Source organism: uncultured Maricaulis sp. (genome assembly GCF_905480005.1).
Lineage (GTDB): Bacteria > Pseudomonadota > Alphaproteobacteria > Caulobacterales > Maricaulaceae > Maricaulis.
The window spans coordinates 36926-59340 of sequence record NZ_CAJQOO010000002.1; the positions used below are offsets into that span (position 1 = coordinate 36926).

The following is a 22415-nucleotide window of genomic DNA, read 5'->3' on the forward strand; positions in this document are numbered from 1 at the left end:
CATTAAGTTAATATCCACAGGCCCCGGATTGGCTCAGCCTTGGAATCCCGGGAATTGCGCGAAAATTGGGGATTGTTTCCGGATTGGCAAAAGAGGTCGCTTCGCGAGACCAGATCCTGTCACCCGTGGGGGCGGATCGCGCTTCCGGCGCGATTGATGCCAAAATGGAAAGGACGCCCGCGGACGAAGACCGCAGGCGCGATCGCCCCGCCGCACCGGGCCGCTACGTGGAAGGTCATCTCGCTGTCTGAGGTCAGGAGTGCGGGTGTCGGGAAACGTGATCAGGCGGCCTGTAAGCCGGGTCCTGTCCCCCGGACGAGCCGGGGCGACGGTCATTCATCTGCGATCGTGCTTGCACACGACCTGTTGCGACCTACCCGGACAGCATGCGGAGGCGCACGTGCAACCCGAGAGCTGCGGTCTGTCCCTATTCGGTCTTGCTCCAGGTGGGGCTTGCCTAGCCCTCTTCCTTGCGGTCGAGGCGGTGCGCTCTTACCGCACCGTTTCACCCTTGCCTGGCCCGAAGGCCCGGCGGTCTGTTCTCTGCTGCGCTTTCCCTGGGGTCACCCCCGCCGGACGCTATCCGGCACCTTGCCTCCGTGGAGCCCGGACTTTCCTCGACAACACCGTTTCCGGCCCAGTTGCCGCGACCGCCCAGCCGCCTGATCGCCGCCTAGATCGGTCAGACCGGGCCAGGCGTCAAGAGCGATCGGCCAGCGCGGCGATGAGCGCCCGGGTCTCCCGGTCGGCATTCCCGTCGACACACGCCGGTCGCCAGCGTCGCTGGAAGGCTTCGATAACAGCGTCGAGGCCGGGATCAAGCGCATAGCCGATCGCCTCGAGACCGGACCCGACATCCGCCACCGGCTCTCCCGCCTGCGGCGTCGCCAGCGCACAGCCAGCCGCGGCAAGTCGCCCCCAGGGAAAGTGCTCGCCCGGGTCCTGCTTGCGACCGGGTGCCACGTCGGAATGGCCGATCACACACTCGGCGCCCAGACCGTGCCGCTTCATCACATCGGCCACGAGCGTGATCAGTCGATCGATCTGGATGGCGGGATAGGCCGGGAGCGCGAAATCATGCCCGCCATTGACGATCTCGATGCCGATCGAGGCCGAGTTCACATCGCTTTCGCCGCGCCAGCTGGCCAGGCCGGCATGCCAGGCCCGCTTGTCTTCACCGACGAGTTGAAGGATCCGGCCATCCTCCCGGACAACATAGTGAGCGCTGACCTGGGCTTCGCGATCGCGCAGGCGCTCGATCGCCACCGCGCCACTCTCCATGCCTGTATAGTGAAGAAGGATAAGGCTGACCGGCGTCTTGCGGTCATTGAAATTCGGCGACGGGGCCGCAATCACATCGAGGCCGGTCGCCGCGCCCACATCCAGGATCACAGCGTCTTCTCCCGCGCGAGGGCGGCCGCCGGCAGTTTACGGTTCTGCCGCAAGGCGATGATGCCGACGCCAACCAGGGTCAGCCCGCCCCCGACGAAGAGGCGCCAGCCCATCGGGTCGCCGGTCAGGAGAATGCCCGAGACCACACCGACCAGCGGCGCCAGCAACGTAATGGGTGCGATGAGGGTCGCATCATAGCGTTTGAGCAGATTGTAGAACACGCCATGTCCGAAAATATTCACCAGCACGACGGTGATGAGGAGGGCGAGCCCGAAGGCCCAGCCACCCGAGACCACACCCGCCATCTGATTGCTCTCGAAGGTCAGCGACAACAGCAGGAGGGGCGGCCAGGAGATCAGCCCGATCCAGGCCTGCATGCGGATCGAGTCCATGGGCAGGCGTTTGACCAGGATCATGCCGACCGACGCCACGAAGGCGGCACCAACACCCAGCAACATGCCGATCGACATATCGGTCTCACCGGGATTGAAGATCACCAGCAAGACCCCGGCGAGGGCGAGTGTCATGCCCGCTATCCGTGGCAGACCGACCGTTTCCTTGAGGAAAATGACGGACAATATGGTGGCGAAGGGCACGCCCATCTGGACCGCAATGGCCATGCCCGACGGCGTTGCCCAGCGCATGCCAAGGAACATCAGAGCGTATTGCAGCGCCCCCATGCACAGCGCCACGCCAATCATCGTCTTGATGTCGGTCGGGCGCGGCCTCAGCCACGGCGCGAGGAAGGCATAAAGGAGTGCGAAACGCAGGAAGGCGAAGAAGATCGGCGGAACGCCGTCAAAGCCGGGGACCCAGCCGGGCGCACCGGTAACCGCGAACTTCGCAACCACGAAGTTGAAGCCCCAGACCACGCAGACCGCGACGAGAAGAAGAAAATCCTTGAGACGCATACCGCAGTCTGGAACGCGCCGCAGGGATGCGGCAAGACCTTATTGCGAATGGTCGAAATGCGCGTCGAGGAAAGCCAGGAACGCGTCCCAGTCCGACGGCTGCACACCATGCAGGCCGCGGCGCATGAAAACCGCCATGTCTGCGCTTGGATCGAACGCGCCCAGCCGCTCCTGACGCAGACCGCCTGACCCGTAGAGCTCATAGACGGGATTGGCGCCGATACCGGCGCGATAACTGCCCTGCGGATCGGACCAGGCATCGCGCCAGCCCCCACCGATCAGCAAGGGGCGCGGGGCCATCAGGGCGATCAGCTGATGCTGGTCGATCGGGATGGCGGCTTCATTGCCGCCATAGCCGGCATAGGTCTCGTTGAACCAGTAGGGATAGGTCTCGGTGATCTGCTCGACACTTTCGCCGACATCACTGCGGGTCAGCGTGGTGCCCCCCGTCCCGGCCTGGTGCGACAGGACCAGATCGATGCGTGGATCAAAGGCTGCGGCCACGAGGGCGGATTTGGCATTGCGGGAATGCCCCCAGACCGCCATGCGCTGATCATCAAAACGGGGATCACTCTCCAGCGCGTCGATGACACGGGCATAGCCCCAGGCCCAGGCGATGATGGCGCCGCTCTCCCGGCCGTCCATCAACAGATCGAGGGCCGGCGGGGCGCCAATCGGATTGTCCGGCACGACATCGCCGGGATGCAGAAAGGCGAGCGCATAGCCGCGGTCGAGGATCTGTTCCATCGGGGGTTCGGCGATATGGCGACCGAAGATCGACGTCATCAGCGCGCCCTGCCAGCCACCGGATGTACCGCATTCCCGCGCCGACGGATTGACCGGCGGTGACAGGTCAAACGCGCCGCCAAAGGCGGTCCGTGTGCCGCAGAATGTCTGCATCACGATCACCGGCAGGGGTTCGGTCGCGCCAGCAGGCATCAGTACAACCAGATGGGTGTCCATCGGGCCGAGATCGACATCCCATTCTTCCAGTCGCCCGCGCCCTTCATAGGCAGACGGGTCGATGACGCGACGCGCGGTGACGCGGGCCGGCGCGTCGCCGGGCCAGGCGCCGTAAATCTCGGCCTCAAAACGGGCGAGCAAATCGGCCCGCCCCTCTTCCCAGCTCGCGCGGGTCAGGCCGTCCGTCGCGATCGCGGGGGCCGCAGGCGGGCCGGAATGTTCCGGCGACACGCGCGGCAGGACCATCGACACGCAGCCGACGAGCATCATCGGCAGGGTGATGCCGATGAGAAACAGTGAGGCACGGATCATGAAAGCCAGTCAGCCAGGGGATTGAGCATCCGGTCAGCCTAGACGCAGCCGCCGGTCCGCCCAATCACAATCTTGTGCGAGACTGCAGAGAGATCAGCGCGAGGAGGACGGACCCACGCCGTCCACCGTCCAGCCTTCAGGCCCGCGGGTTGCGACCAGGATTTCCGGACCACCGGATTGACCCTTGTCGGCCCGGGCCGGAGCCCGGCCGCCGCGCAGCTTGCGCCAAACCCAGAAACCGCCCGCCGCAAGAACGGCAATACCGGCCACCACGAGGAAAGCTGCGGTGAGCATGGCAGCGAGGAAGATCACCAGTCCGACGATTCCGAGCGCGATGACAGCGGCGAGGATATCGCGCACCACCCGGCTGGCTCGTCCGGAGAAAGCTGATGAGAATGTCTGTCGAGCGTCCGTCATGAACCCCATTCCGTTTTCGCCCCCGCTTCCTTACATGTTGGCATCAATGGGCCAAAGGTCAATTGGCGAGGGGTGCGACCAATCCACGTTGCGCCAGAATTTCCCCGTAAGCTGCGTTGATCGCTGCCATTTTCTCGTCGGCCAGGCGCTGGATTTCAAGCGGCGCCCCGCGCGCGATCAGGCGGTCCGGGTGATTCTGTGAGGCAATACGGCGATACGCCTTGCGCAAATCCAGGTCAGAAATTCCCGCCTCTATGCCCAGTATGACATAGGGGTCCTTGTCGTCGGGCTCGACATGCCCAGCGAGGATGCGGCGGAATTCGGTTTCCGAGAAACCGAAGATATCGGCAACACGCCGGAGATAGTCCAGCTCGTCCGGCGTGATGGAGCCATCCGCCTTGGCGACATGGAACAACCCGTCCAGCACATCCTCCAGAATGGCCGGATAACAGCGGAAGCGCCGCGCCAGCCGCCGGGCATATCCGTCAAAGCCGAGCGTGGTCTGCATGGCCAGTTCAAACGCCCGGTCGAGCGCATCCCGGCCTTCGGGCGGCGGTTTGAAGACTTCGTAGAAGGCGCGGATTTCGCTGCGGGAGACCAGACCGTCCGCCTTGGCCATCTTGGCACCCAGCCCGATCAGCGCCATGGCAAAGTCGGCGTCATTGACCTGGTGCGCAGCGGCCCGGTCATCGCACCCCTCGCATTCCAGGAAGCAATCACGACCGCTGATCCGGTCAGCCAGATTTCGCCAGAATCCCATACGCATCACCCTCCGGTCGCCCATGTAGGAAGCGCACACCTGTCGCGCGAGTGGGCGGGGCCGGTCTTGAGCAGTTCTTTACCAGCTTAAGCCGGTTGCACCCTGCCATGCCATGCTTAACCTCCGCGACAAGCAGGCAAGGGGCCACCGAGATGAGTGAGCGCGGACGCGAGGCGTGGGAATTCTGGATCGACCGGGGCGGCACCTTCACCGACGTGATCGGCCGCTCGCCGGATGGTCGCCTGCACGCCCTCAAACTCCTGTCGGAAAGCCCGGACTACCCCGATGCGGCCACGGAAGGTGTCCGCCGCCTGTCCGCCGGGGCGCCCGTGAGCGCGGTGAAAATGGGCACGACCGTTGCCACCAATGCCCTGCTGGAGCGCAAGGGCGCGCCCACGCTTTTCCTGGTCACGCGCGGCTTTGCCGACCTGCTGGTCATTGGCGACCAGACCCGGCCGGATATTTTCGCGCTCGACCTCAAACGCCCCGACCCGCTCTATGACCGGGTGGTCGAGATCGATGAACGCCTCGACGCTGACAGCAAGGTCCACGCTGCCCTCGACGAAGACGCAGCCCGGCGCGCGCTCGAGGCGGCGAAGGCGGACGGGCTGGAAACCGTCGCCATCGCGCTGATGCATGCCTATGGCGATGATGCCCACGAGGCGCGCCTGGAAGCGCTCGCCCGCGAGGCGGGTTTCGCGACCGTCATCCGCTCCTCCATCGCCTCGCCACTGGTGAAAATCGGACCGCGCGCCTCGACCACCGTGCTTGATGCCTATCTCACGCCGGTTCTTCGTGACTATGTCGACCGGGTTGACCGCGGGCTGGCGGACACGCCCCTCTACTTCATGCAATCCTCCGGCGGTCTCGCACCGGCCGGCGCCTTCCACGCCCGCGACGCCGTGCTGTCCGGTCCGGCCGGCGGCGTTGTCGGCATGGCCAAGACGGCCCGTCAGGCCGGTTACGGCAAGGTCATCGGCTTCGACATGGGTGGCACCTCGACCGACGTCTCGCGCTTTGATGGCGAGCAGTATGACCGGGTCCAGGACACGCTGGTTGCCGGACACCGCCTGCGCGCACCGATGATGGCTGTGCATACGGTCGCGGCCGGTGGTGGCTCCGTGCTGACCTTTGACGGCGAGCGGGCCCGGGTCGGCCCGGACAGTGCCGGCGCCATGCCCGGCCCGGCCGGCTATGGCCGCGGCGGACCGGCTGCCGTGACCGACGCCAATATCGTGCTCGGTCGCATCCAGCCGGACTGGTTCCCGCATGTCTTCGGCGAGACCTCCGACCAGCCACTCGATGTGGAAGCGTCCCGGACAGCACTGGGCGAACTGGCAGGGGCCATGGGCCTGGACACAGCCGAAGCCGCCGCGGAGGGCTTTCTTGCCGTCGCCGTGGAAAGCATGGCCCAGGCGATCAAGCAGATCTCCATCGGTCAGGGGGTGAACCCGTCCAGCTACGCCCTCTCCGCCTTTGGCGGCGCCGGGGCGCAGCATGCCTGCCGGGTCGCCGATGCGCTGGGCATGACGACCGTGCTCATCCATCCCTATGGCGGCCTATTGTCTGCCCTGGGGATCGGCCTGGCCGATATTCGCGAGACGCGCCTGGCTGCCGTGGAACAGGATTTTGCGGACGGCTATGACAGCGCCTGCCTTCTGGCGGAGCGACTTTCGGACGAAGCCCGCGATGCCCTCGCCGCCCAGGACCTGCCTCTGGCGGCGATGTCGGTGAGCCGGGAATGGCGTCTGAAAGTCGCCGGCTCGGACACCGCCATTCCGGTCAGCGCCGACACGTCAACCGCCATGGAGACCGCCTTCCGCGCCGCCCATCAGCGCCTGTTCGGTTTCGCGCCCGACGGCAGGCTCATCATCGAGTCGGTCAGCGCCGAGGCCCAGTGTTCACCACCGGGTTCAGGCGACTGGTCGATCGACATGCCGGACGCCGCCGGCGCGACACCGCACCCGACCGGGCAGGTCGGCCTTTTCGATGGCGGTCAGTGGCAGGACACCCCTGTCTTCACGCTCGACCAGTTCAGTCCGGGCAGCGAAGCGAGCGGGCCCGCCCTGGTGATGGATCCCAATGCGACCATCGTTGTCGATGCCGGTTGGCGGGCCGTCCGGCTCGCCGACGGCACGCTGGCCCTGGAACGCGACGCGGCAGCCAGTCAGGCCGGCGGCGATACCGGGCTCGATCCGATCCGGCTGGAATTGTTCAACAAGCGTTTCATGTCCGTCGCCGAACAGATGGGCGTGGCGCTCGAGCGCACGGCCCATTCGGTCAATATCAAGGAGCGTCTCGACTTCTCCTGCGCCGTTTTCGACGCCGGGGGCGGCCTCGTTGCCAATGCCCCGCACATGCCGGTCCATCTGGGCTCCATGTCGGCCTCGGTCCGCGCCGCCGCCGACGCGCACCCGGATCTCGGCCCGGGCGATGCGGTCGCGGTCAACGCCCCCTATGATGGCGGCACTCATCTGCCCGACATCACCCTGGTCACCCCGGTTCATGATCCCGGGACCGGCGAACGCATCTTCTATGTCGCCGCGCGCGGCCATCATGCCGATGTCGGCGGCATCGCACCGGGCTCCATGCCCCCCTTCTCGACCTCGATCGAGGAAGAAGGCGTGCAATTCCGCAATGTGAAAGTGATGGAGAAGGGCCGCTTCCTGGATGATGTGGTCACGGGCGTGCTCGCCTCCGGCCCGCATCCGGCCCGTCGCCCGTCGCAGAATATCGCTGACATGAAGGCCCAGCTGGCCGCCTGCGCCAAGGGCGCCGACGAGCTGCACCGCCTGGTCAGCGATAACGGCCTGGCTGTGGTGAAAGCCTATATGGGCCATGTCCAGGACAATGCCGAACGCGCCGTGCGCCGGGTCATCGACGCCTTGTCGGACGGCACGCACACGGTGAAGCTGGATGACGGCGCCGAGATCTGCGTCGCCATCCGCGTCGATCGCGAGGCCCGCACGGCGGTGGTCGACTTCACCGGCTCCGCGCCCCAGCGTCCGAGCAATTTCAACGCGCCCGCCTCGGTCGCGCGCGCGGCGGTCCTATATGTCTTCCGCTGTCTGGTCGGCGATGCCATTCCGCTCAATGAGGGCTGTCTCAAGCCGATCGAGCTGATCCTGCCGGAGGGCTGCCTGCTCAATCCCAAACCACCCGCCGCCGTGGTCGCCGGCAATGTCGAGACCAGCCAGCTGGTGGTCGACGCCCTGTTCGGCGCCACCGGCCGCCTCGCGGCCAGCCAGGGCACGATGAATAATCTCACCTTCGGCAATGACCGTCACCAGTATTACGAGACGATCTGCGGCGGCGCCGGCGCCGGTCTCGACGCCGAGGGCAAGCCCTTCGCCGGAACCGATGCCATTCACACCCACATGACCAATTCACGCATGACCGACCCGGAAGTGCTGGAACGCCGCTTCCCGGTTCGCGTTGAGCATCACCGTATCCGTCCCGGCTCCGGCGGTGACGGCGCCGCACCGGGCGGCAATGGCTCTGTGCGCCGCCTCACCTTCCTGGAACCGATGGAAGTCGCCCTTCTGTCCTCACGCCGGGTGGAAACACCCTTCGGACTGGATGGAGGTGGCGACGCCAAGCCGGGCCTGCAGCGCGTCCTCCGCGCCAACGGCCAGACCGAGGACCTGCCCGGCCTGTTCCGGATCGATGTCGAGGCGGGTGACAGTGTTGAAATCGAAACGCCGGGGGGTGGCGGGATGGGCCGCGCCTGAGCGTCAGGCCGTCTTGCGCGACCAGCCAGCCCACAGGAAGAGCACCAGGAAGGCACAGTTATAGAGTGCATTCATCGCCCCGCCCGCGAGGATGGAGGCGGTGGAGTCGATCACGAACCAGCTGATCCCGCCCCACAGCGCTGCCTGTCGCATGCAGGCACCGCGAGCGAGCTGCCAGAGCACCACGCCCCAGCCAGCCGTGACGCCGCCGAGAATGCCGAACAGCAATCGCTCTGCCTTCGTGGTGACAGACGGAGCGCCGTCAAGCGGCAGGAAGACCAGGTCGAGAAACAGGTCGGCCCCGGCATCGATCGCCGGCACGGCGCCGGTGACGGTGAACAGGCCGAACAGGATCAGCGCCCAGCCGGTGATGAGAACTCGGGTATCGGTCATGGTGTCAGGGCCTTTCGTCAGAGAGAACCGCAACTTCCACGGCTCATCGACGCAAAACAATTACCCGGGAGGTCATGGTTTCCGCGCGGAAGTCGTGGCACTCTTGCGCAATGCAACTCTCGATAACCCTCCCCCCGCGTCCCGCGGCCAGCGAGTTCGGCACGCTGTTGCGGACCTGGCGGCGCCGGCGCCGCCTGAGCCAGCTCTCCCTGTCAGGCGAGGCCAATGTCTCGTCCCGACATCTCAGCTTTCTGGAGAGTGGTCATGCGGCGCCGAGTCGGGAGATGGTCTTGCGGCTGGCTGAATGCCTCGGCGTCCCGCCGGACGCGCGCAACGCCTGGCTTGTGGCGGCCGGGTTTGCGCCGCTCTACACCCGCACGCCGCTTGAGGCCGCCCAACTCGCGCCGGTCCGCGAGGCCCTGACCCGGATGATGCACGCCAACAGCCCGGCCCCGGCCTTGCTGCTGGACACCCATTGGAATGTGATTGACGCGAACCGGACAGGCACGCTTTTGCTAGGCGGTGACTGGCACCCGGGCGTCAGCCTGATCGACCGGCTGGTCGACCATCCGGCCTTGCGGGCGCCAATCCTGAACTGGCCGGACGTCGCGGCCGTCATGATGAGCCGGCTGCGATCGGAATACCTCAAGGACCGCAATGACCCGCGTTTGGATGCGCTCGCCGACCGCCTGTACGAACACGCCGCGGACCCGCTCAGCCTCGACCCCACCGAGGCCATCCTGACCCTGCGCTATCAAAGCCCTGTGGGCGAACTCAGCTTGTTTACCACCATCGCCGAACTGTCCTCCGCCCAGGACCTGACCCTGCGGGAATTGCGCCTGGAGATCTTTTTTCCGGCTGATGCCGAGAGCAAGGCCCGGCTGGAGCAGCTCGCCGGCCCGCAAGATTAAGCTTCGGAAAGATTTGATCCGAAACCGGGCGGGTGCCGTAACCTCGTCTGTCACATGCATGAGACGACCCTCCAGTGAACCGGTGGTGGCCACCGCCGGTGATCACCCCAAACGAACAAGGGAGCGCACATATGCGTCTCGTCTCTCTGGTAGCTCTCTCGGCTGCCCTGATTTCCGCCCCGGCCCTCGCCGGTGTCCCGTCCGATGCCGGTAAGACCAAGTTCGATCATCACGGGGGTGGCCACAGCGCCATGACCCAGGCCGATATCGTCGACACCGCCGTCGCGGCCGGTCAGTTCAACACGCTTGTCGCCGCCGTCCAGGCCGCCGGCCTGGTCGACACGCTCAAGGGCGACGGACCGTTCACCGTCTTCGCACCGGTCGATGCGGCCTTTGCCAGCCTGCCCCATGGCGAAGTCGAGCGTCTCTTGATGCCGGAAAACCGGCACGAGCTGACCGCAATCCTGACCTATCACGTCGTCCCGGGTGCCATCACCTCGGACCAGCTGAGCGGTCAGATCCTGTCCGTGGAAACAGTCGAGGGCTCTAGCGTCCTGATCGACGCCACGGACGGTGTTCGCGTCGGCAATGCCCAGGTCATCCAGGCCGATATCGCGACCTCGAACGGCATCATCCATATCGTCGACCGGGTCATCATCCCGACCGGCTGATATACCCAGCACGCGACCGGGCGGGCCTTCAGGCCTGCCCGCCTCGCTTTCGCGTTTTCAAGAGAAATGCCCCCTTGTCATCCCTGATGGACGCCCCGCGTAGGCCGGGCGCAAGGCAGGGACCTGGATATCCGAACACCTGGGTCCCCGCTCTTCATCCCGCCTGCGCGGGATATCCGGCGGGGATGACAACTCAGGTTAGGGTCCGGCGAGCCGCAGCCCACTCCCCTAAATAATCTCGTCTTCGTCGAACAGCGGATCATTGCCCAGGGCCTCGCCGAGCTGGACCATGGGTTCCTCATTGCGACGCTTGAGGATTTCCGCGATGTGGACCACCGCATCCCCCTCATTGACGATGGGCAGCACGGTGCGGCCGATGATCAGCCCGTCACAGGGCGCGGTGATCTCGACTTCCTGCGTTCCCAACGGATCCGACAGGGTGGCAATCAGCGTGCCCTCCTCGACATGCTCACCGCAATCACGATGCATGCGCAGGACGCCGCCCATCGAGGCTCTCGCCCAGCTCGACTTATCGCCGATCTCCGAGCGCAGCGTCGCCTTGAGGCGCTTGTCCGCGCGCAGCATCCCCAGCTTGCCCAGCACGCGCAATATGCCCTTCACGCCCATGCGCAGCGCGGTCTCGTCAAAGCGCAGCGCCTCGCCGCTTTCATAGACGATGACCGGGATGTCGCGTTTCTGCGCCGCTTCGCGCAGCGAGCCGTCGCGCAGGGAAGAGTGGACGATGACCGGGGCGGCAAATTCCTGGGCCAGCTCCAGCGCTTTGGGCACTTTGGTATCGACGCGGATCTGCGGGAGATTGGTGCGGTTGACCGCCGCCGAATGGAGATCGATGCCGGCCTCGCAGCGTGCAACCACTTCGGTCATGAAGATATCCGCCAGTCGCGCAGCCAGCGAACCGGTTGGAGCGCCCGGGAAGGAGCGGTTGAGGTCACGCCGGTCGGGCAGATAGCGTGAATGGCTGATGAAGCCGTAGGTATTGACCACCGGGACACAGATCAGCGTGCCGGCGATCGAGCGCATTTGCGGTGTCCGGATCAGGCGGCGGATCATCTCCACGCCAATGATCTCGTCGCCATGAATGGCCGCCGAGACAAAGATGACGGGCCCGGGGCGCTTGCCATGCAGGACCTGCACGGAGAGTGACATCGGGGTGTGATCGGAGAGTACCGAAACCGGAATCTGGACAATCCGGGTCGTTCCCGGCGCGACGCTCTCACCGGCAATCTCGAAGGGCGCGCGCGTCATCCTTTTCCGCGGGTCTTTGTCTTGCCTGCCACGGCTTTCTTCTCGATGAAATCGATGATCTTGTCGGCCACATCGACGCCGGTGGCGCCCTCAATGCCTTCCAGACCAGGAGAGGAATTCACTTCCATGATGAGCGGGCCGTGATTGCCGCGCAGCATGTCGACCCCGGCCATGTTCAACCCCATCACCTTGGCCGCGCGGACTGCCGTGGACCGCTCTTCCGGCGTCAGTTTGATTTTCGAAGCAGAGCCGCCGCGATGCAGGTTGGAGCGGAAATCGCCGTCGGCACCCTGGCGTTTCATGGCCGCCACGACCTTGTCGCCCACGACAATGGTCCGGATGTCGGCGCCGCCCGCTTCCTTGATGAATTCCTGGACGAGAATATCGACTTTGGCACCGCGGAAGGCCTCGATCACCGACTTGGCCGAGCGCCGCGTTTCCGCCAGCACGACGCCGACGCCCTGAGTGCCCTCGAGCAGTTTGATCACCACCGGCTCACCGCCGACAATGTCCAGCACGTCATCGGTCATCGAGGTGTCATGGGCGAAAGCCGAGACCGGCAGTCCGAGCCCGGCCCGCGCCAGGAGTTGCAGCGAGCGCAACTTGTCCCGCGAGCGACCGATGGCGACCGATTCATTGGCCGACCACACACCCATCATCTCGAACTGGCGCACCACCGCCATGCCATAGCCGGTGATGGAGGCACCGATGCGCGGAATGATGGCGTCATAGCCGAACAGGACGCGGCCCTGATAACGCACTTCAGGACGATGCGAGGTGATGTTCATATACATGCGCAGCGTGTCGTAGATATCGATCTCGTGACCGCGCGCCTCGGCCGCCGCGACCAGCCTCTTGTGGGAATAGAGGTTGGGATTACGGGCCAGCATGAGCAATTTCATCAGGAATTTCTCCGGGGTGGCGGTGTGTCGGATTTGGGTAGCACGAATACCGGCGCGGCCTAAGCCGATGTCGGGCACAGATAGGATTTTGACGGATTGACCAGGGCGCGCGGCTTCAAGGCCGTCCGTCCGACCAGCATTCGGAAGCCCATTTCATCTCGCCTTGTCAACGTCAACTCGATCGGCCAGACGTGGTCACCGACGCGCAGCGGCGTGCGGATCACATAGCGTTTCTGCTGCTGACCGTTCGAGCTCTTGATAGTGCGGCTGTCAATGACCCTGGCCTCGCAGGCGATGCAGGTCTTGTTGTCGCCCTGATTGGGGTGAAGCTCGAACCGCACCCAGGCCTCGCCCTCGCGCTCGAAGGGCTGGATTTCCCAGGCATGGATGGCCGAGGTCCGCGCGCCGGTATCAATCTTGGCTTTTATCCGGGCATCGCCCAGCTCTGGCAGCCCCACCCATTCGCGCCAACCGACGACGATTGCCGGCGCGCGCAAAGTCGTGCCGGATTTGGATTTTGTCTTGCGAACCATGGCTCTGGCACACCCGTCAGTCAGTCGCGGATATGCAAGCACCGGCGCGCGGGAAAAGGCAAGCGGGAAGGGATTGGGGCAATGACCTTTCCCTTCCGCAACGCTGCAATCTCTGTCATCCCTAGGTGACCGCAATGCAGTCATCCGGGGGATCTCAGCCAGTCCGCGTCTTGGAATTGCCGCAGCCTTGGTGCTTCACGCCCCTCAATCGCCGATCCAGAAGGCAAAACTCGCCGGCTGCGTGTCGCCATTCAGCGTCGCGGTGCCGACCAGCAATTCGCCGATCGCGTCGGCCCCAGCCTGCCAGTCGGACAATGCGCCCGGGGCGTAGTCGGCCTCGATGACCAGGGTTCCGACATCCGGGTCGGAGGCGGTGATCACGACACCCGCATCGGTAATGGCGGCGCTGTCGATCGTCATGGCATAGAGGCGGAAATACGGGCCGTACTCATTCTCACCGAGCTGATCGCTGGTATCTTCCAAGGCCAGGCGCACATAGGCCGGCTCGTCGCATTCCGGCATGGCCGGCCACAGCTCGACATTCTCCAGCACCATGTCGCCAAAGCGGATCGCCTCATTGGCGATGAAATAGCCCGATTGCGTGCCGGTAACCGTGTAAACGATGTCGCCGGGCACGGGATCATAGATGGCATCGCCGTCGCCGGCATTGTCGCCGGCATCGTCAATGATGTCGGTTTGCGGTGCGTCGCCCAGCGGATCAGCGGGAACACTGTCGACGACCGGTGCGGGATCCGGCGCGAGAGTCGCGTCCGCGCCGGCCGGTGCCGGACTGTCATCGCCGACGCCGAAATACAGGCTCGCCCCGAGCCCGCCAAGCACAACAAGACTGATGATATTCAATGTGGTTTTCATGTCTGCCCCCCTGCAAGACACCGAAGACGCTACACCGTCACCGCGATAGCGGGAAGCGCATTCGCGTCAGGAGGGAGTGGCGGCCTTGCGCCGGGCGACCCAGATTTTCATGGTCAGCTGCCCGGTCGGCTCTTCCGGATGCAGAGCGCTTTGATGCGCCAGTTCCAGACCGGCATGTCCGATCAGGTCGGACATCTCCTCATCGGCAAAGCCGAGGCGGCGGTGGAAATGATCCTCGCGCAGATTCTCCAGCTGGTGCGGCGCGAAATCGACGATCAGGAGATTACCGCCCGGCTTCAGCACGCGGGCGCATTCATCCACGGCCAGCGCGGGGTCTTCCAGATAATGCAGGACCTGATGCACGGTCACCAGGTCGGCGACCGCCGAATCGAAAGGCAGAGCCCCGACATCAGCATGGCGAACCGAGCAATGCCTCAGACCGGCGCCCTCGAGGTTGAGGCGGGCGACATTGAGCATGGAGTGATTGATATCAACACCGATGCCGCGCTCGACCCGGTCCGAGAATAGCTCCAGCACGCGCCCCGTGCCGACACCGACATCGATCATCAGGCCAAAGGGGCCCGGCCCGGCCAGCTCGCGCATGGCGGCCTCGACCTTGTGATCGGCGAGATGAAGGGAGCGGATCGTGTCCCAGTCCTCCGCCACGCTTTCGAAATAAGCCTGGGCAGCCTGGGCACGCGCCTTCTTGATCGCATCCAGGCGCGACACGTCGCGGGTCAGGACGGCGTCGTCTTCGGGCACCAGCTCATTCGCCATCTGCGCGAGTTTGCGACCGCCGCCGGCATCGGTCAGGCGGTAGAAAACATAGGCACCTTCAGGCAGACGCTCGGCCAGTCCGGCATCGGTGAGGAGTTTGAGATGGCGTGAAACGCGCGGCTGGCTCTGGCCGAGAATCGACACCAGTTCGGACACGGTCAGCTCACCCCGCGACAGCAGGGTGACGATGCGCAGCCGCGTCGGTTCGGCAAGCGCTTTGAGCTGAGTGACGAGAGCGTCCATGGAATCCCGGGCAAGACCTGCAGAATATGCCTTGCTTTTATCTGTATCCCCACGAAGTTCAAACCGAGCCGCTCAGGACGGTCGACTCGGGAGTATTTCGTGGCCAATCAGGAAGTGATCATTATCGGAGCCGGTCTGGCCGGTGTCTGCACGGCCTACGCCCTGCGCGAGCGCGGACATGATGTTCTCGTCCTCGACGCGCATGAGGGTCCGGCACGGGAGACCAGCTTCGCCAATGCCGGCGCGCTGACGCCGTCCGAACCGGAGCCCTGGAATGCACCCGGCGTGCATTGGCAATTGCTCGCCTCCCTGCCCGACCCCCATTCGGCAATGAAACTGCGCCTGGCGCCGCTGCCCGGACTGGTGCCCTGGGGGCTCAAATTCCTCGCCAACTCGACCCGCAAACGCTTCGAGGCGGCCTCGCTCGCCAATTTTGCCCTGTCGCGCTATTCGCTGGCCTGCACCCGGGCGGCGCGCGACACGCACCAGCTGGACTTCGCCAATCTCGCCCGCGGGACCATGAAGGTCTGCCGGGATGCCCAGGCCCTGGAACCGGCCCGCCAGGCGAGCCAGGCCCTCGCCGATGCCGGTCTGCGCTTCGAGATTCTTGACCGCGCCGCCACGATTGCGCGCGAACCGATGCTGGCGGACGTCGCCGAGGATCTCGCCGGCGCGATCTATTACCCCGATGATGAGAGCGGCGACGCCCATCGCTTCACGGTGGGACTGGCAGAAGTGGCGCGCACTGCCGGCGTGCGCTTCGAGTATGAGTCCCCGGTCTCCAGCCTGATCGACCGGGCCGGCCGCATCACCGGCGTGCGCACCGAGACCGAGGAGATCGAGGCCGACCAGATCGTCCTCGCCACCGGTCATGCCTCGCACCGCCTGCTCACCCCGCTCGGACTGCATGTCCCGGTGCGACCGGTTAAGGGGTATTCGCTCAGCCTCGACATGTCGGCACTCGACCAGCGCCCCTCCCTGCCTGTGGTCGACGAGGCGCTGCACGCCATTGTCAGCCCGCTGGGCGACACGCTGCGCATCGCCGGAACGGCCGAGTTTGCCGGCGAAGACCGGACCCTGCGCGGCGAACGCGTCGACAATCTCCGGCAATTGCTGACCCGCCTCTATCCGGCCCTGGCCGAGCATCTCCTCACCGGCGAGCAGAAACCCTGGTGCGGATTCCGGCCGATGTCGGCAGATGGACGCCCCTTTATCGGCGAAACCCGGGCGGAAGGCTTGTGGATCAATGCCGGCCACGGTCATCTCGGATGGACCCAGGCCATGGGGTCGGCGGGCCTTCTGGCCGCCCTGCTGGACGGGGAAACACCGCTCGTCCCGGCCGAACCATTCTCGGCGAAGCGCTTCTAGGCTTGGCGAACCCTCCTCGCGCGTGAATTCAATTCATTGATTTGTAACACATTTTCAGATTGACCGCGCGCTATGGTTGTGCCGCCAGCAATGCGAGTTCAAATATTGGGGATGTTCAATGCGTAAGTTTCTTGCTGTGCTTGCACTGCTTGCCACATCGGCGTGCGCCACGCCGTATGTCGCGATTCCGTACGAGGCGGACCAGAATCCGGTTGCCACCATCACGCTGATCGAAGACGTCGGCAGCGCGAATGTGATGGCCTATGAATTTGCCTCCGCCGGCGGCAATTTCGGGCTCGTCGGCGCGATCGTCGATGCCGGCGTCCAGAGCAGTCGCCGCGCCCGCGTTGAAGAAGTGCTCGAGAATGCCGGCTTCGACGCCCAGGCCTTCTTTCGCACACGCCTGACCGAAGAACTGGAAGCGCTCGGCTATGCCGTCGAGATCGCCCAGATCGATGGTCGCAATCGTGCCGATCTGATGGAAACCTATCCTGATGATGGCGACGAGGTTCAGGCCTATCTGGACACCGTGCTCCGCTCCTACGGCTTCGTGTCGGCCGGCGCCGGCACCCCGTTCCGCCCGCACGCCTCGGTCGAGGCCCAATTGGTCAATCCGGACACGGACGCCGTCTTGATGCGCAATGCCGTGATCTATGCCTCGGTCGGTCAGCCGCAGGGCCAGATCGTGCTGTCGCCGAACCCGCGCCATGTCTACAATAATCGCGAGGAATTGCTGGAAGATCCGGATCGCCTCGTGGACGCCGTGCGCGCAGCCATCTCGGAGACCGCGGTGACCGTCGCCCGGTTGCTCGCGCCATGAGCCGCGCCATCGTGAAACCCGGTATCGCCGTCCTGGCCCTGGCAAGTTTCGCCACGGCCTGCGCCACGCCGCCGCCGCCACCGGTGGCGGTGATGGCGCCGCCGGCCGGCCCGTGTGACGAGAGCATGGGCATCGAGGCGCCCCTGCTGCTGGAAGTACCGAACCCCAACCGGGCCTCGGTCATGGCGGCAGACGTCACGGCTGAAACCGCCTGCTGGTCCAATCCCGAGACCGGGATCAACACGCCCTATGTCATTGCCCAGTTGCCGCAGAGCGAGTCCCAGCTCCTGCTGACCGTGATCGCTCCGCTCGACCGGCTGCGCACGCTGGCAACCGACGTCCGCACCCTGGATGCCAACGGACAGGTTGTCCGCCATTTCGAGCGTGATCGCTTCGTGACCCTCGGCGATGGCTATTCCTTGCAGCTGACGCCGCGCGCGGAAGAGGCAATGGTCGCTGTATCCGTCGATCCGGAACTCGTTGGCCTGACCCATGAGAGCATCGAGATGGGGATTTCCACCAGCCAGGTTTATACCGGCTATGGCACCGCCACGATGTATCACGGACACGACCTGCAGACCGAGCGCAGCTACTCGTTCGAGGGGCGCGTGGTCTTTCGTTTGCTGAACGTCGAATAATCGACCGGGTCACGCTGAACAGACAGCCGCCGCGACGCCATCGCGGCGGCTGTTCCTTATCCGGAGCCCGTCGGCCGCAAGGCCCGCATGCGTGATGCGAAACCCTCCCGGTCGAGCGCGGCGTCGAAAGCCTGGGCGGCCGCAAACAGGTCAACACCCGCTTCGTCGAACAGACCGGCAAGGACCTCGCCTGCATCCGCCATGTAACGCTCGATCCGGGCCGCGTCGGCACGCCCGGCCGAAGTGAGCCCGAGCGGCTTGCGTCGGGCATCGCCGGGATCCTCGCCACGCGCAAGGAAGCCCAGCGCGTCCAGGGCGCGCGCGGTCTTGATCACTGCGGCATGAGTCACACCAAGCCGGCGGGCCAGCTCGGTCACGCTCTGATCGGAACGGGCCAGCAAGATGATCATTGAGAAGCTCCGCACGGGCGCTCGAATGCCCGCTGCATCGGCCGGACCACTCCCCTCCTCCACGAGACGGTCAACCAGTCGCCCCAACAGAAGGCCGAGAAAGCCGGGCGCCATTTGGCCATGTATCAGCTGGTCCAGCTCTGCCTGGGACGCGTTCGCCATGGTCGATTGCCTCCTCATTCGATATACGTTACCAGTAACGTTACCAGTAACGCATATCGAGGAATGCGCCCGTTCATGCCAAAAGTCCATGCCTGCATCGCCGCGATCGCCCTGCTTCTCCTGCCGGCCTGTTCACAGGCGCAGCCCGACAGTTTCGACGCGGCCGCCATCGCAGCAGATGTGACGGAGTGGGAAGACTGGCTGTTCGCAACCCACCCGCAACCGGAATTCAGCATGGATGTGGAAGCGGTCCGGGCCGGCTTCGATGCGGTCCGTGACAGACTCAACAAGAACCATACCCGCCGCGAAGCCTGGCTCGCCCTCGCCGTCCTCAATCCGCATTTCGCCGATGGCCATGTCACCCTGCGCCTGCCGACCGAGGACCATGATGCCTGGCTTGCCGAGGGCGGTTCGGATTTTACCTTGCCCGTCCGGATCGAAGGCGACCAATTGCGCGTGGCCGAGACGGTCTCCGCCGACAGCCGCGCCCTGGTCGGCGAACGCATCACAGCCATCAATGGCCGGCCGGTCGGCCCGCTGATCAGGGCTGCCACTGATCGCGCCAATGGCGACACACCTGGATTGCGCCGCCATATCGTGGAGAGGCGCTTTGCCAGCTATCTCTGGGCCCTGACCGGCGGGGCGGATGACTGGCAGGTCACCCTGATGTCAGCCGACGGCCAGACACGCACGCTCACGCTCGACCCGCAGCGGGAGCGCGCAGGAGGGGAGGCCGAGCGTTGGTCTCTGGCATTCAATGGAGACGCCGCGCGCCTCACGCTCAACACATTCGCGCCCACGCTCGAGACTGAGTTCGCCGCCTTCATCGATGCCAGCTTCGCCGAGATCGCCGAGCGCGGCAGTGACATCCTGGTCATCGATATCAGCGAGAATGGCGGCGGCGCCCACATGTTGTCTGACCACTTGTTGAGCTATCTCACCGACCAGCGCCACACACCGCTCTCAGCCGTCACCGCGCGCATCACACCGGAAAACCAGGCCCTGATCCCCGGATCACAGCCCGGTCAGGTCATCTCCATGCCCTTCGCCCAATGGGTCGAACCACCAGCGGAGCAGCCCTACCGCTTCACCGGACGCGTCGCTTTCCTGGTCGGGGCCGGCACCTATTCCCAGGCCATCGTGCTGGCCGCCACGGTCCAGGATTTCGACATCGCCCCTATTGCCGGGCCGGGCACGGAGGGACGGGCCAATTCAACCGGACAGGTCCAGTTGCACCGCCTCGCCAATACGGGCCTGGAAGCCGCCGCGCCGATTTATGTCTTCACCCGCGCGTCCGGCGACACCTCCAGCGCACCCATTGTGCCGGACCTTCCGCTCAGTGGCTCTCGCGAGACGCAGATCGACGCGCTGATCACCCGCCTTCGAACCGAAGAGTGATACGAAAAAGGCCCGGCGACACCGCCGGGCCTTTTCCTCACATCACGGGCGCGGATTTTACCGGCCGAATTTCTGGAACTTGATCTTCTTGGGCATGTCGGCGTCCGGACCCAACCGGCGCTTCTTGTCCTCGATATAGTCCTCGAAATTGCCTTCGAACCATTCGACATGGCTGTCGCCTTCAAAGGCGAGGATATGGGTGGCCAGACGGTCGAGGAAGAAGCGGTCGTGCGAGATGACCACGGCACAGCCCGGATAGGCCTCCAGCGCCTGTTCCAGCGCCGCCAGGGTCTCGACGTCGAGATCATTGGTCGGCTCATCGAGCAGCAGAAGATTGCCGCCGGTCTGCAGCATCTTGGCGAGATGGACGCGATTGCGCTCACCACCCGAGAGGAGACCGACCTTCTTCTGCTGGTCGCCGCCCTTGAAGTTGAACGTCCCGACATAGGCGCGCGAGGGGACTTCCTTGCCGCCCAGCTCGATCATGTCATTGCCGCCGGAGATTTCCTGCCAAACGGTCTTGTTCGGATCGAGCGTGTCGCGCGACTGATCAACATAGCCCAGCTTGACCGTATCGCCGAGACGGACCGTGCCTTCGTCAGGAGTTTCCTGCCCGGTCATCATCTTGAACAGGGTGGATTTACCGGCCCCGTTCGGACCGATCACGCCAACCACGCCGCCCGGTGGCAGTTTGAAGGACAGGCCGTCGATGAGAAGCTTGTCCTCGAAGCCCTTCTTGAGGTTTTCCACCTCGACCACGACACCGCCCAGGCGCGGCCCCGGCGGGATGGTGATCTGGGCCGTGGTGATCTCGGCGCGTTCGGCCGCGTCACGCAGATCCTCATAGGATTTGATACGGGCCTTGGACTTCGCCTGACGGGCTTTCGGCGAGGAGCGGATCCATTCCAGTTCGCGCATCAGGGCACGATCCTTGGCGCTCTTTTCGCGGTCTTCCTGGGCCAGTCGCTTGGACTTCTGTTCCAACCAGGCCGAATAGCCACCCTCATAGGGAACACCACGGCCGCGATCGAGTTCGAGCGTCCAGGTGGTGATCGAGTCGAGGAAGTAACGGTCGTGGGTGACGACCAGGACAGCGCCCTTGAAGTCTTCCAGATAGTTCTGCAGCCACTGCACGCTCTCGGCGTCGAGATGGTTGGTCGGCTCATCGAGCAGCAGCATGTGCGGGTCGGACAGGAGCAGGCGACACAGGGCGACACGGCGGCGCTCACCACCGGACAGGTCGGTGACCGGCCAGTCGGCAGGCGGACAGCGCAGGGCCGTCATCGCCATCTCGATCTTCGAGTCGATGTCCCAGGCATTCTCGTTGTCGATCTTCTCCTGCAGCGCCGTCATCTCTTCCATCAGCTCGTCGGTATAATCCTCGGCGAGCTTCATCGAGATGGCGTTGAATTCTTCCAGCAACTGCTTCGGGGCCGAGCCCTCGATCACGTTTTCCCAGACCGTCTTGCTCTCGTCGAGCTGCGGTTCCTGGGCGAGATAACCGACCTTCACGCCCTTTTCGGCCCAGGCTTCACCGGTGAACTCGGTGTCCATGCCGGCCATGATCTTCAGCAGGGTCGATTTACCGGCACCATTGACGCCGACAACACCGATCTTGGCATCGGGCAGGAAGTGCAGGGAAATACCATCGAATACGGGCTTGGCAGCGCCCGGATAGGTCTTCGACAGCTTGTCCATGTGATAGACGAATTTGTAAGCGGCCATGGGGGAGAGGCTCTCTTGTCTGGCAGGGAATCTTGAGCCGCACCGTGTAGCGGAGACGCGCTGCAAGGGCAATGCGGGAAAGGCGTTGGGGTTATCGCCAAGCGACGGGGCAGTGGATAGCAGCGCGCAGGCCGCATCCGCTTCTTTAGGTCAAGGGCGGCAAAGCCGCCGCTGCGCGGGCATGCCCCTTGAGCTAAATAGGCGGATGCGGCGATATCTCGGCAAGCAATCTAGGGGCGATTGTGCGCCGCGGGCGCATCTCTATTATCAACACTTCCAATCCGTCATCCCACGGGGAGCGCGCAGCGCTCATCCGGGGGACCTCGTCACGGTCGTCTGGCGAATGGGTGAGGTCCCCCGGACAAGCCGGGGGATGACGGTGAATTTTAGAACTACGCAAGTTATCCCGCACGCTTTGCCCCAAAACCGTCATCCTGACGCAAGTAAGGACCCAGTCTCGCAGGCGAGATTTCGCAAGGCTTGGCAACAGCTTGCGTCGCAAACTGGGTCCCGGCCTTCGCCGGGATGACGGTGTTTGAGGCGGGAGTTTTCAAAAACCTTATCCGCCCCCTGGCCGCCAGCGCATACTCCTCCCGTTCCCGCGTCACTCGAGGCCCGGATTGGTTATCCGGGGGCGTGGGGAGGTTGCTGAAACCCGTCTGGCCAGCGCGCGTCGGGCCTTTTAAAACAGGGCCAATACACTCTGGGGAGAGATCATGTCCTTTCGTTTTGCCGGCCTTGCGGCTGTTGCCGCCCTTGCAGGCGCCTGCCAGCCCGCCTCCGAACCTGCCACCGAAATCGCTGCCAGCGAGCCCGCCCTCACGATCGAGCGGATCTAT

The 22415-nt window shown here is 64.7% G+C and carries 20 protein-coding genes and 1 other RNA gene; 7 read left to right on the forward strand and 14 right to left on the reverse strand.

Going from position 1 to position 22415, the window contains the following annotated elements; translation table 11 throughout:
- Positions 1-277: 277 nt before the first annotated feature.
- The 6 genes from rnpB to QZ266_RS00310 form a co-directional block, all read right to left on the reverse strand.
- An RNA gene (gene rnpB / locus QZ266_RS00285) (RNase P RNA component class A) lies at positions 278-666 on the reverse strand.
- Between the two features lie 33 nt (positions 667-699).
- Complete coding sequence (locus QZ266_RS00290) at positions 700-1392, reverse strand: N-acetylmuramoyl-L-alanine amidase (protein ID WP_295690519.1); 693 nt, start codon at positions 1390-1392, stop codon at positions 700-702.
- Positions 1389-2303 carry an EamA family transporter gene (locus QZ266_RS00295; RefSeq protein ID WP_295690521.1) on the reverse strand — a complete coding sequence of 305 codons (915 nt, stop codon included), beginning with the start codon at positions 2301-2303 and terminating at the stop codon, positions 1389-1391. Before QZ266_RS00295 ends, QZ266_RS00290 begins: the two co-directional genes overlap by 4 nt.
- A gap of 39 nt (positions 2304-2342) precedes the next feature.
- Positions 2343-3578: a hypothetical protein gene (locus QZ266_RS00300; protein ID WP_295690522.1), complete on the reverse strand. Its 1236-nt coding sequence runs from the start codon at positions 3576-3578 to the stop codon at positions 2343-2345.
- Positions 3579-3671: 93 nt separating this feature from the next.
- Complete coding sequence (locus tag QZ266_RS00305; RefSeq protein ID WP_295690524.1) at positions 3672-3995, reverse strand: hypothetical protein; 324 nt, start codon at positions 3993-3995, stop codon at positions 3672-3674.
- A 58-nt stretch (positions 3996-4053) separates the two neighbouring features.
- The gene (locus tag QZ266_RS00310) at positions 4054-4755 is read right to left on the reverse strand and encodes a molecular chaperone DjiA (protein WP_295690527.1); all 702 of its coding nucleotides are present in this window, start codon (positions 4753-4755) and stop codon (positions 4054-4056) included.
- A 152-nt stretch (positions 4756-4907) separates the two neighbouring features.
- Between QZ266_RS00310 and QZ266_RS00315 the strand changes: the two genes are divergently transcribed.
- Entirely contained in the window at positions 4908-8486 is a 3579-nt protein-coding gene (locus QZ266_RS00315) for a hydantoinase B/oxoprolinase family protein (protein ID WP_295690529.1), read from the forward strand.
- Positions 8487-8489: 3 nt separating this feature from the next.
- On the opposite strand, the gene QZ266_RS00320 is transcribed toward QZ266_RS00315, so the two are convergent.
- A complete protein-coding gene (locus tag QZ266_RS00320) occupies positions 8490-8879 on the reverse strand; it encodes a hypothetical protein (protein ID WP_295690530.1) in 390 nt (129 codons plus the stop codon).
- A 110-nt stretch (positions 8880-8989) separates the two neighbouring features.
- Here QZ266_RS00320 and QZ266_RS00325 point away from each other — a divergent pair, with 110 nt between their 5' ends.
- Both QZ266_RS00325 and QZ266_RS00330 read left to right on the forward strand, forming a co-directional pair.
- Positions 8990-9790 carry a helix-turn-helix domain-containing protein gene (locus tag QZ266_RS00325; protein ID WP_295690532.1) on the forward strand — a complete coding sequence of 267 codons (801 nt, stop codon included), beginning with the start codon at positions 8990-8992 and terminating at the stop codon, positions 9788-9790.
- Positions 9791-9921: 131 nt separating this feature from the next.
- On the forward strand, positions 9922-10461 hold the full coding sequence (locus tag QZ266_RS00330; protein WP_295690533.1) for a fasciclin domain-containing protein: 540 nt from the start codon (positions 9922-9924) through the stop codon (positions 10459-10461).
- A gap of 228 nt (positions 10462-10689) precedes the next feature.
- Here the strand turns inward: QZ266_RS00330 and QZ266_RS00335 are convergent, their stop codons facing one another.
- From QZ266_RS00335 to QZ266_RS00355, 5 genes are all read right to left on the reverse strand, one after another.
- The gene (locus QZ266_RS00335; protein ID WP_295690535.1) at positions 10690-11727 is read right to left on the reverse strand and encodes a succinylglutamate desuccinylase/aspartoacylase family protein; all 1038 of its coding nucleotides are present in this window, start codon (positions 11725-11727) and stop codon (positions 10690-10692) included.
- On the reverse strand, positions 11724-12629 hold the full coding sequence (gene rimK, locus QZ266_RS00340) for a 30S ribosomal protein S6--L-glutamate ligase (RefSeq protein WP_295690537.1): 906 nt from the start codon (positions 12627-12629) through the stop codon (positions 11724-11726). Before rimK ends, QZ266_RS00335 begins: the two co-directional genes overlap by 4 nt.
- A 59-nt stretch (positions 12630-12688) precedes the next feature.
- On the reverse strand, positions 12689-13162 hold the full coding sequence (locus QZ266_RS00345; RefSeq protein ID WP_295690539.1) for an ATP-dependent zinc protease: 474 nt from the start codon (positions 13160-13162) through the stop codon (positions 12689-12691).
- A 204-nt stretch (positions 13163-13366) separates the two neighbouring features.
- The gene (locus QZ266_RS00350; RefSeq protein WP_295690542.1) at positions 13367-14035 is read right to left on the reverse strand and encodes a hypothetical protein; all 669 of its coding nucleotides are present in this window, start codon (positions 14033-14035) and stop codon (positions 13367-13369) included.
- 66 nt (positions 14036-14101) lie between these two features.
- On the reverse strand, positions 14102-15055 hold the full coding sequence (locus QZ266_RS00355; RefSeq protein WP_295690544.1) for a metalloregulator ArsR/SmtB family transcription factor: 954 nt from the start codon (positions 15053-15055) through the stop codon (positions 14102-14104).
- A 99-nt stretch (positions 15056-15154) separates the two neighbouring features.
- Here QZ266_RS00355 and QZ266_RS00360 point away from each other — a divergent pair, with 99 nt between their 5' ends.
- The 3 genes from QZ266_RS00360 to QZ266_RS00370 all read left to right on the forward strand — a co-directional run bounded on the left by QZ266_RS00360 (position 15155) and on the right by QZ266_RS00370 (position 17881).
- Positions 15155-16423: a D-amino acid dehydrogenase gene (locus QZ266_RS00360; RefSeq protein WP_295690547.1), complete on the forward strand. Its 1269-nt coding sequence runs from the start codon at positions 15155-15157 to the stop codon at positions 16421-16423.
- A 118-nt stretch (positions 16424-16541) separates the two neighbouring features.
- A complete protein-coding gene (locus tag QZ266_RS00365; RefSeq protein ID WP_295690550.1) occupies positions 16542-17243 on the forward strand; it encodes a hypothetical protein in 702 nt (233 codons plus the stop codon).
- Entirely contained in the window at positions 17240-17881 is a 642-nt protein-coding gene (locus QZ266_RS00370) for a hypothetical protein (RefSeq protein WP_295690553.1), read from the forward strand. The genes QZ266_RS00365 and QZ266_RS00370 overlap by 4 nt, the downstream gene beginning before the upstream one ends.
- 56 nt (positions 17882-17937) lie before the next feature.
- Here QZ266_RS00370 and QZ266_RS00375 read toward each other — a convergent pair whose 3' ends face one another.
- Entirely contained in the window at positions 17938-18453 is a 516-nt protein-coding gene (locus tag QZ266_RS00375; protein WP_295690554.1) for a MarR family transcriptional regulator, read from the reverse strand.
- Positions 18454-18528: 75 nt separating this feature from the next.
- Between QZ266_RS00375 and QZ266_RS00380 the strand changes: the two genes are divergently transcribed.
- Complete coding sequence (locus tag QZ266_RS00380; RefSeq protein WP_295690555.1) at positions 18529-19851, forward strand: S41 family peptidase; 1323 nt, start codon at positions 18529-18531, stop codon at positions 19849-19851.
- Between the two features lie 57 nt (positions 19852-19908).
- Here the strand turns inward: QZ266_RS00380 and ettA are convergent, their stop codons facing one another.
- Entirely contained in the window at positions 19909-21576 is a 1668-nt protein-coding gene (gene ettA, locus QZ266_RS00385; RefSeq protein ID WP_295690557.1) for an energy-dependent translational throttle protein EttA, read from the reverse strand.
- Positions 21577-22415: the final 839 nt, after the last annotated feature.

What these genes read in the sequence shown, in the direction of transcription:
- QZ266_RS00355 (WP_295690544.1), bottom strand. Translation starts at nt 15,055, where the DNA reads ATGGACGCTCTCGTCACTCAGCTCAAAGCGCTTGCCGAACCGACGCGG.
- QZ266_RS00365 (WP_295690550.1), top strand. Translation starts at nt 16,542, where the DNA reads ATGCGTAAGTTTCTTGCTGTGCTTGCACTGCTTGCCACATCGGCGTGC.
- QZ266_RS00330 (WP_295690533.1), top strand. Translation starts at nt 9,922, where the DNA reads ATGCGTCTCGTCTCTCTGGTAGCTCTCTCGGCTGCCCTGATTTCCGCC.
- QZ266_RS00380 (WP_295690555.1), top strand. Translation starts at nt 18,529, where the DNA reads ATGCCAAAAGTCCATGCCTGCATCGCCGCGATCGCCCTGCTTCTCCTG.
- QZ266_RS00350 (WP_295690542.1), bottom strand. Translation starts at nt 14,035, where the DNA reads ATGAAAACCACATTGAATATCATCAGTCTTGTTGTGCTTGGCGGGCTC.
- ettA (WP_295690557.1), bottom strand. Translation starts at nt 21,576, where the DNA reads ATGGCCGCTTACAAATTCGTCTATCACATGGACAAGCTGTCGAAGACC.
- QZ266_RS00320 (WP_295690530.1), bottom strand. Translation starts at nt 8,879, where the DNA reads ATGACCGATACCCGAGTTCTCATCACCGGCTGGGCGCTGATCCTGTTC.
- QZ266_RS00370 (WP_295690553.1), top strand. Translation starts at nt 17,240, where the DNA reads ATGAGCCGCGCCATCGTGAAACCCGGTATCGCCGTCCTGGCCCTGGCA.
- QZ266_RS00345 (WP_295690539.1), bottom strand. Translation starts at nt 13,162, where the DNA reads ATGGTTCGCAAGACAAAATCCAAATCCGGCACGACTTTGCGCGCGCCG.
- QZ266_RS00310 (WP_295690527.1), bottom strand. Translation starts at nt 4,755, where the DNA reads ATGGGATTCTGGCGAAATCTGGCTGACCGGATCAGCGGTCGTGATTGC.
- QZ266_RS00375 (WP_295690554.1), bottom strand. Translation starts at nt 18,453, where the DNA reads ATGGCGAACGCGTCCCAGGCAGAGCTGGACCAGCTGATACATGGCCAA.
- QZ266_RS00325 (WP_295690532.1), top strand. Translation starts at nt 8,990, where the DNA reads ATGCAACTCTCGATAACCCTCCCCCCGCGTCCCGCGGCCAGCGAGTTC.
- QZ266_RS00335 (WP_295690535.1), bottom strand. Translation starts at nt 11,727, where the DNA reads ATGACGCGCGCGCCCTTCGAGATTGCCGGTGAGAGCGTCGCGCCGGGA.
- QZ266_RS00315 (WP_295690529.1), top strand. Translation starts at nt 4,908, where the DNA reads ATGAGTGAGCGCGGACGCGAGGCGTGGGAATTCTGGATCGACCGGGGC.
- rimK (WP_295690537.1), bottom strand. Translation starts at nt 12,629, where the DNA reads ATGAAATTGCTCATGCTGGCCCGTAATCCCAACCTCTATTCCCACAAG.
- QZ266_RS00295 (WP_295690521.1), bottom strand. Translation starts at nt 2,303, where the DNA reads ATGCGTCTCAAGGATTTTCTTCTTCTCGTCGCGGTCTGCGTGGTCTGG.
- QZ266_RS00300 (WP_295690522.1), bottom strand. Translation starts at nt 3,578, where the DNA reads ATGATCCGTGCCTCACTGTTTCTCATCGGCATCACCCTGCCGATGATG.
- QZ266_RS00305 (WP_295690524.1), bottom strand. Translation starts at nt 3,995, where the DNA reads ATGACGGACGCTCGACAGACATTCTCATCAGCTTTCTCCGGACGAGCC.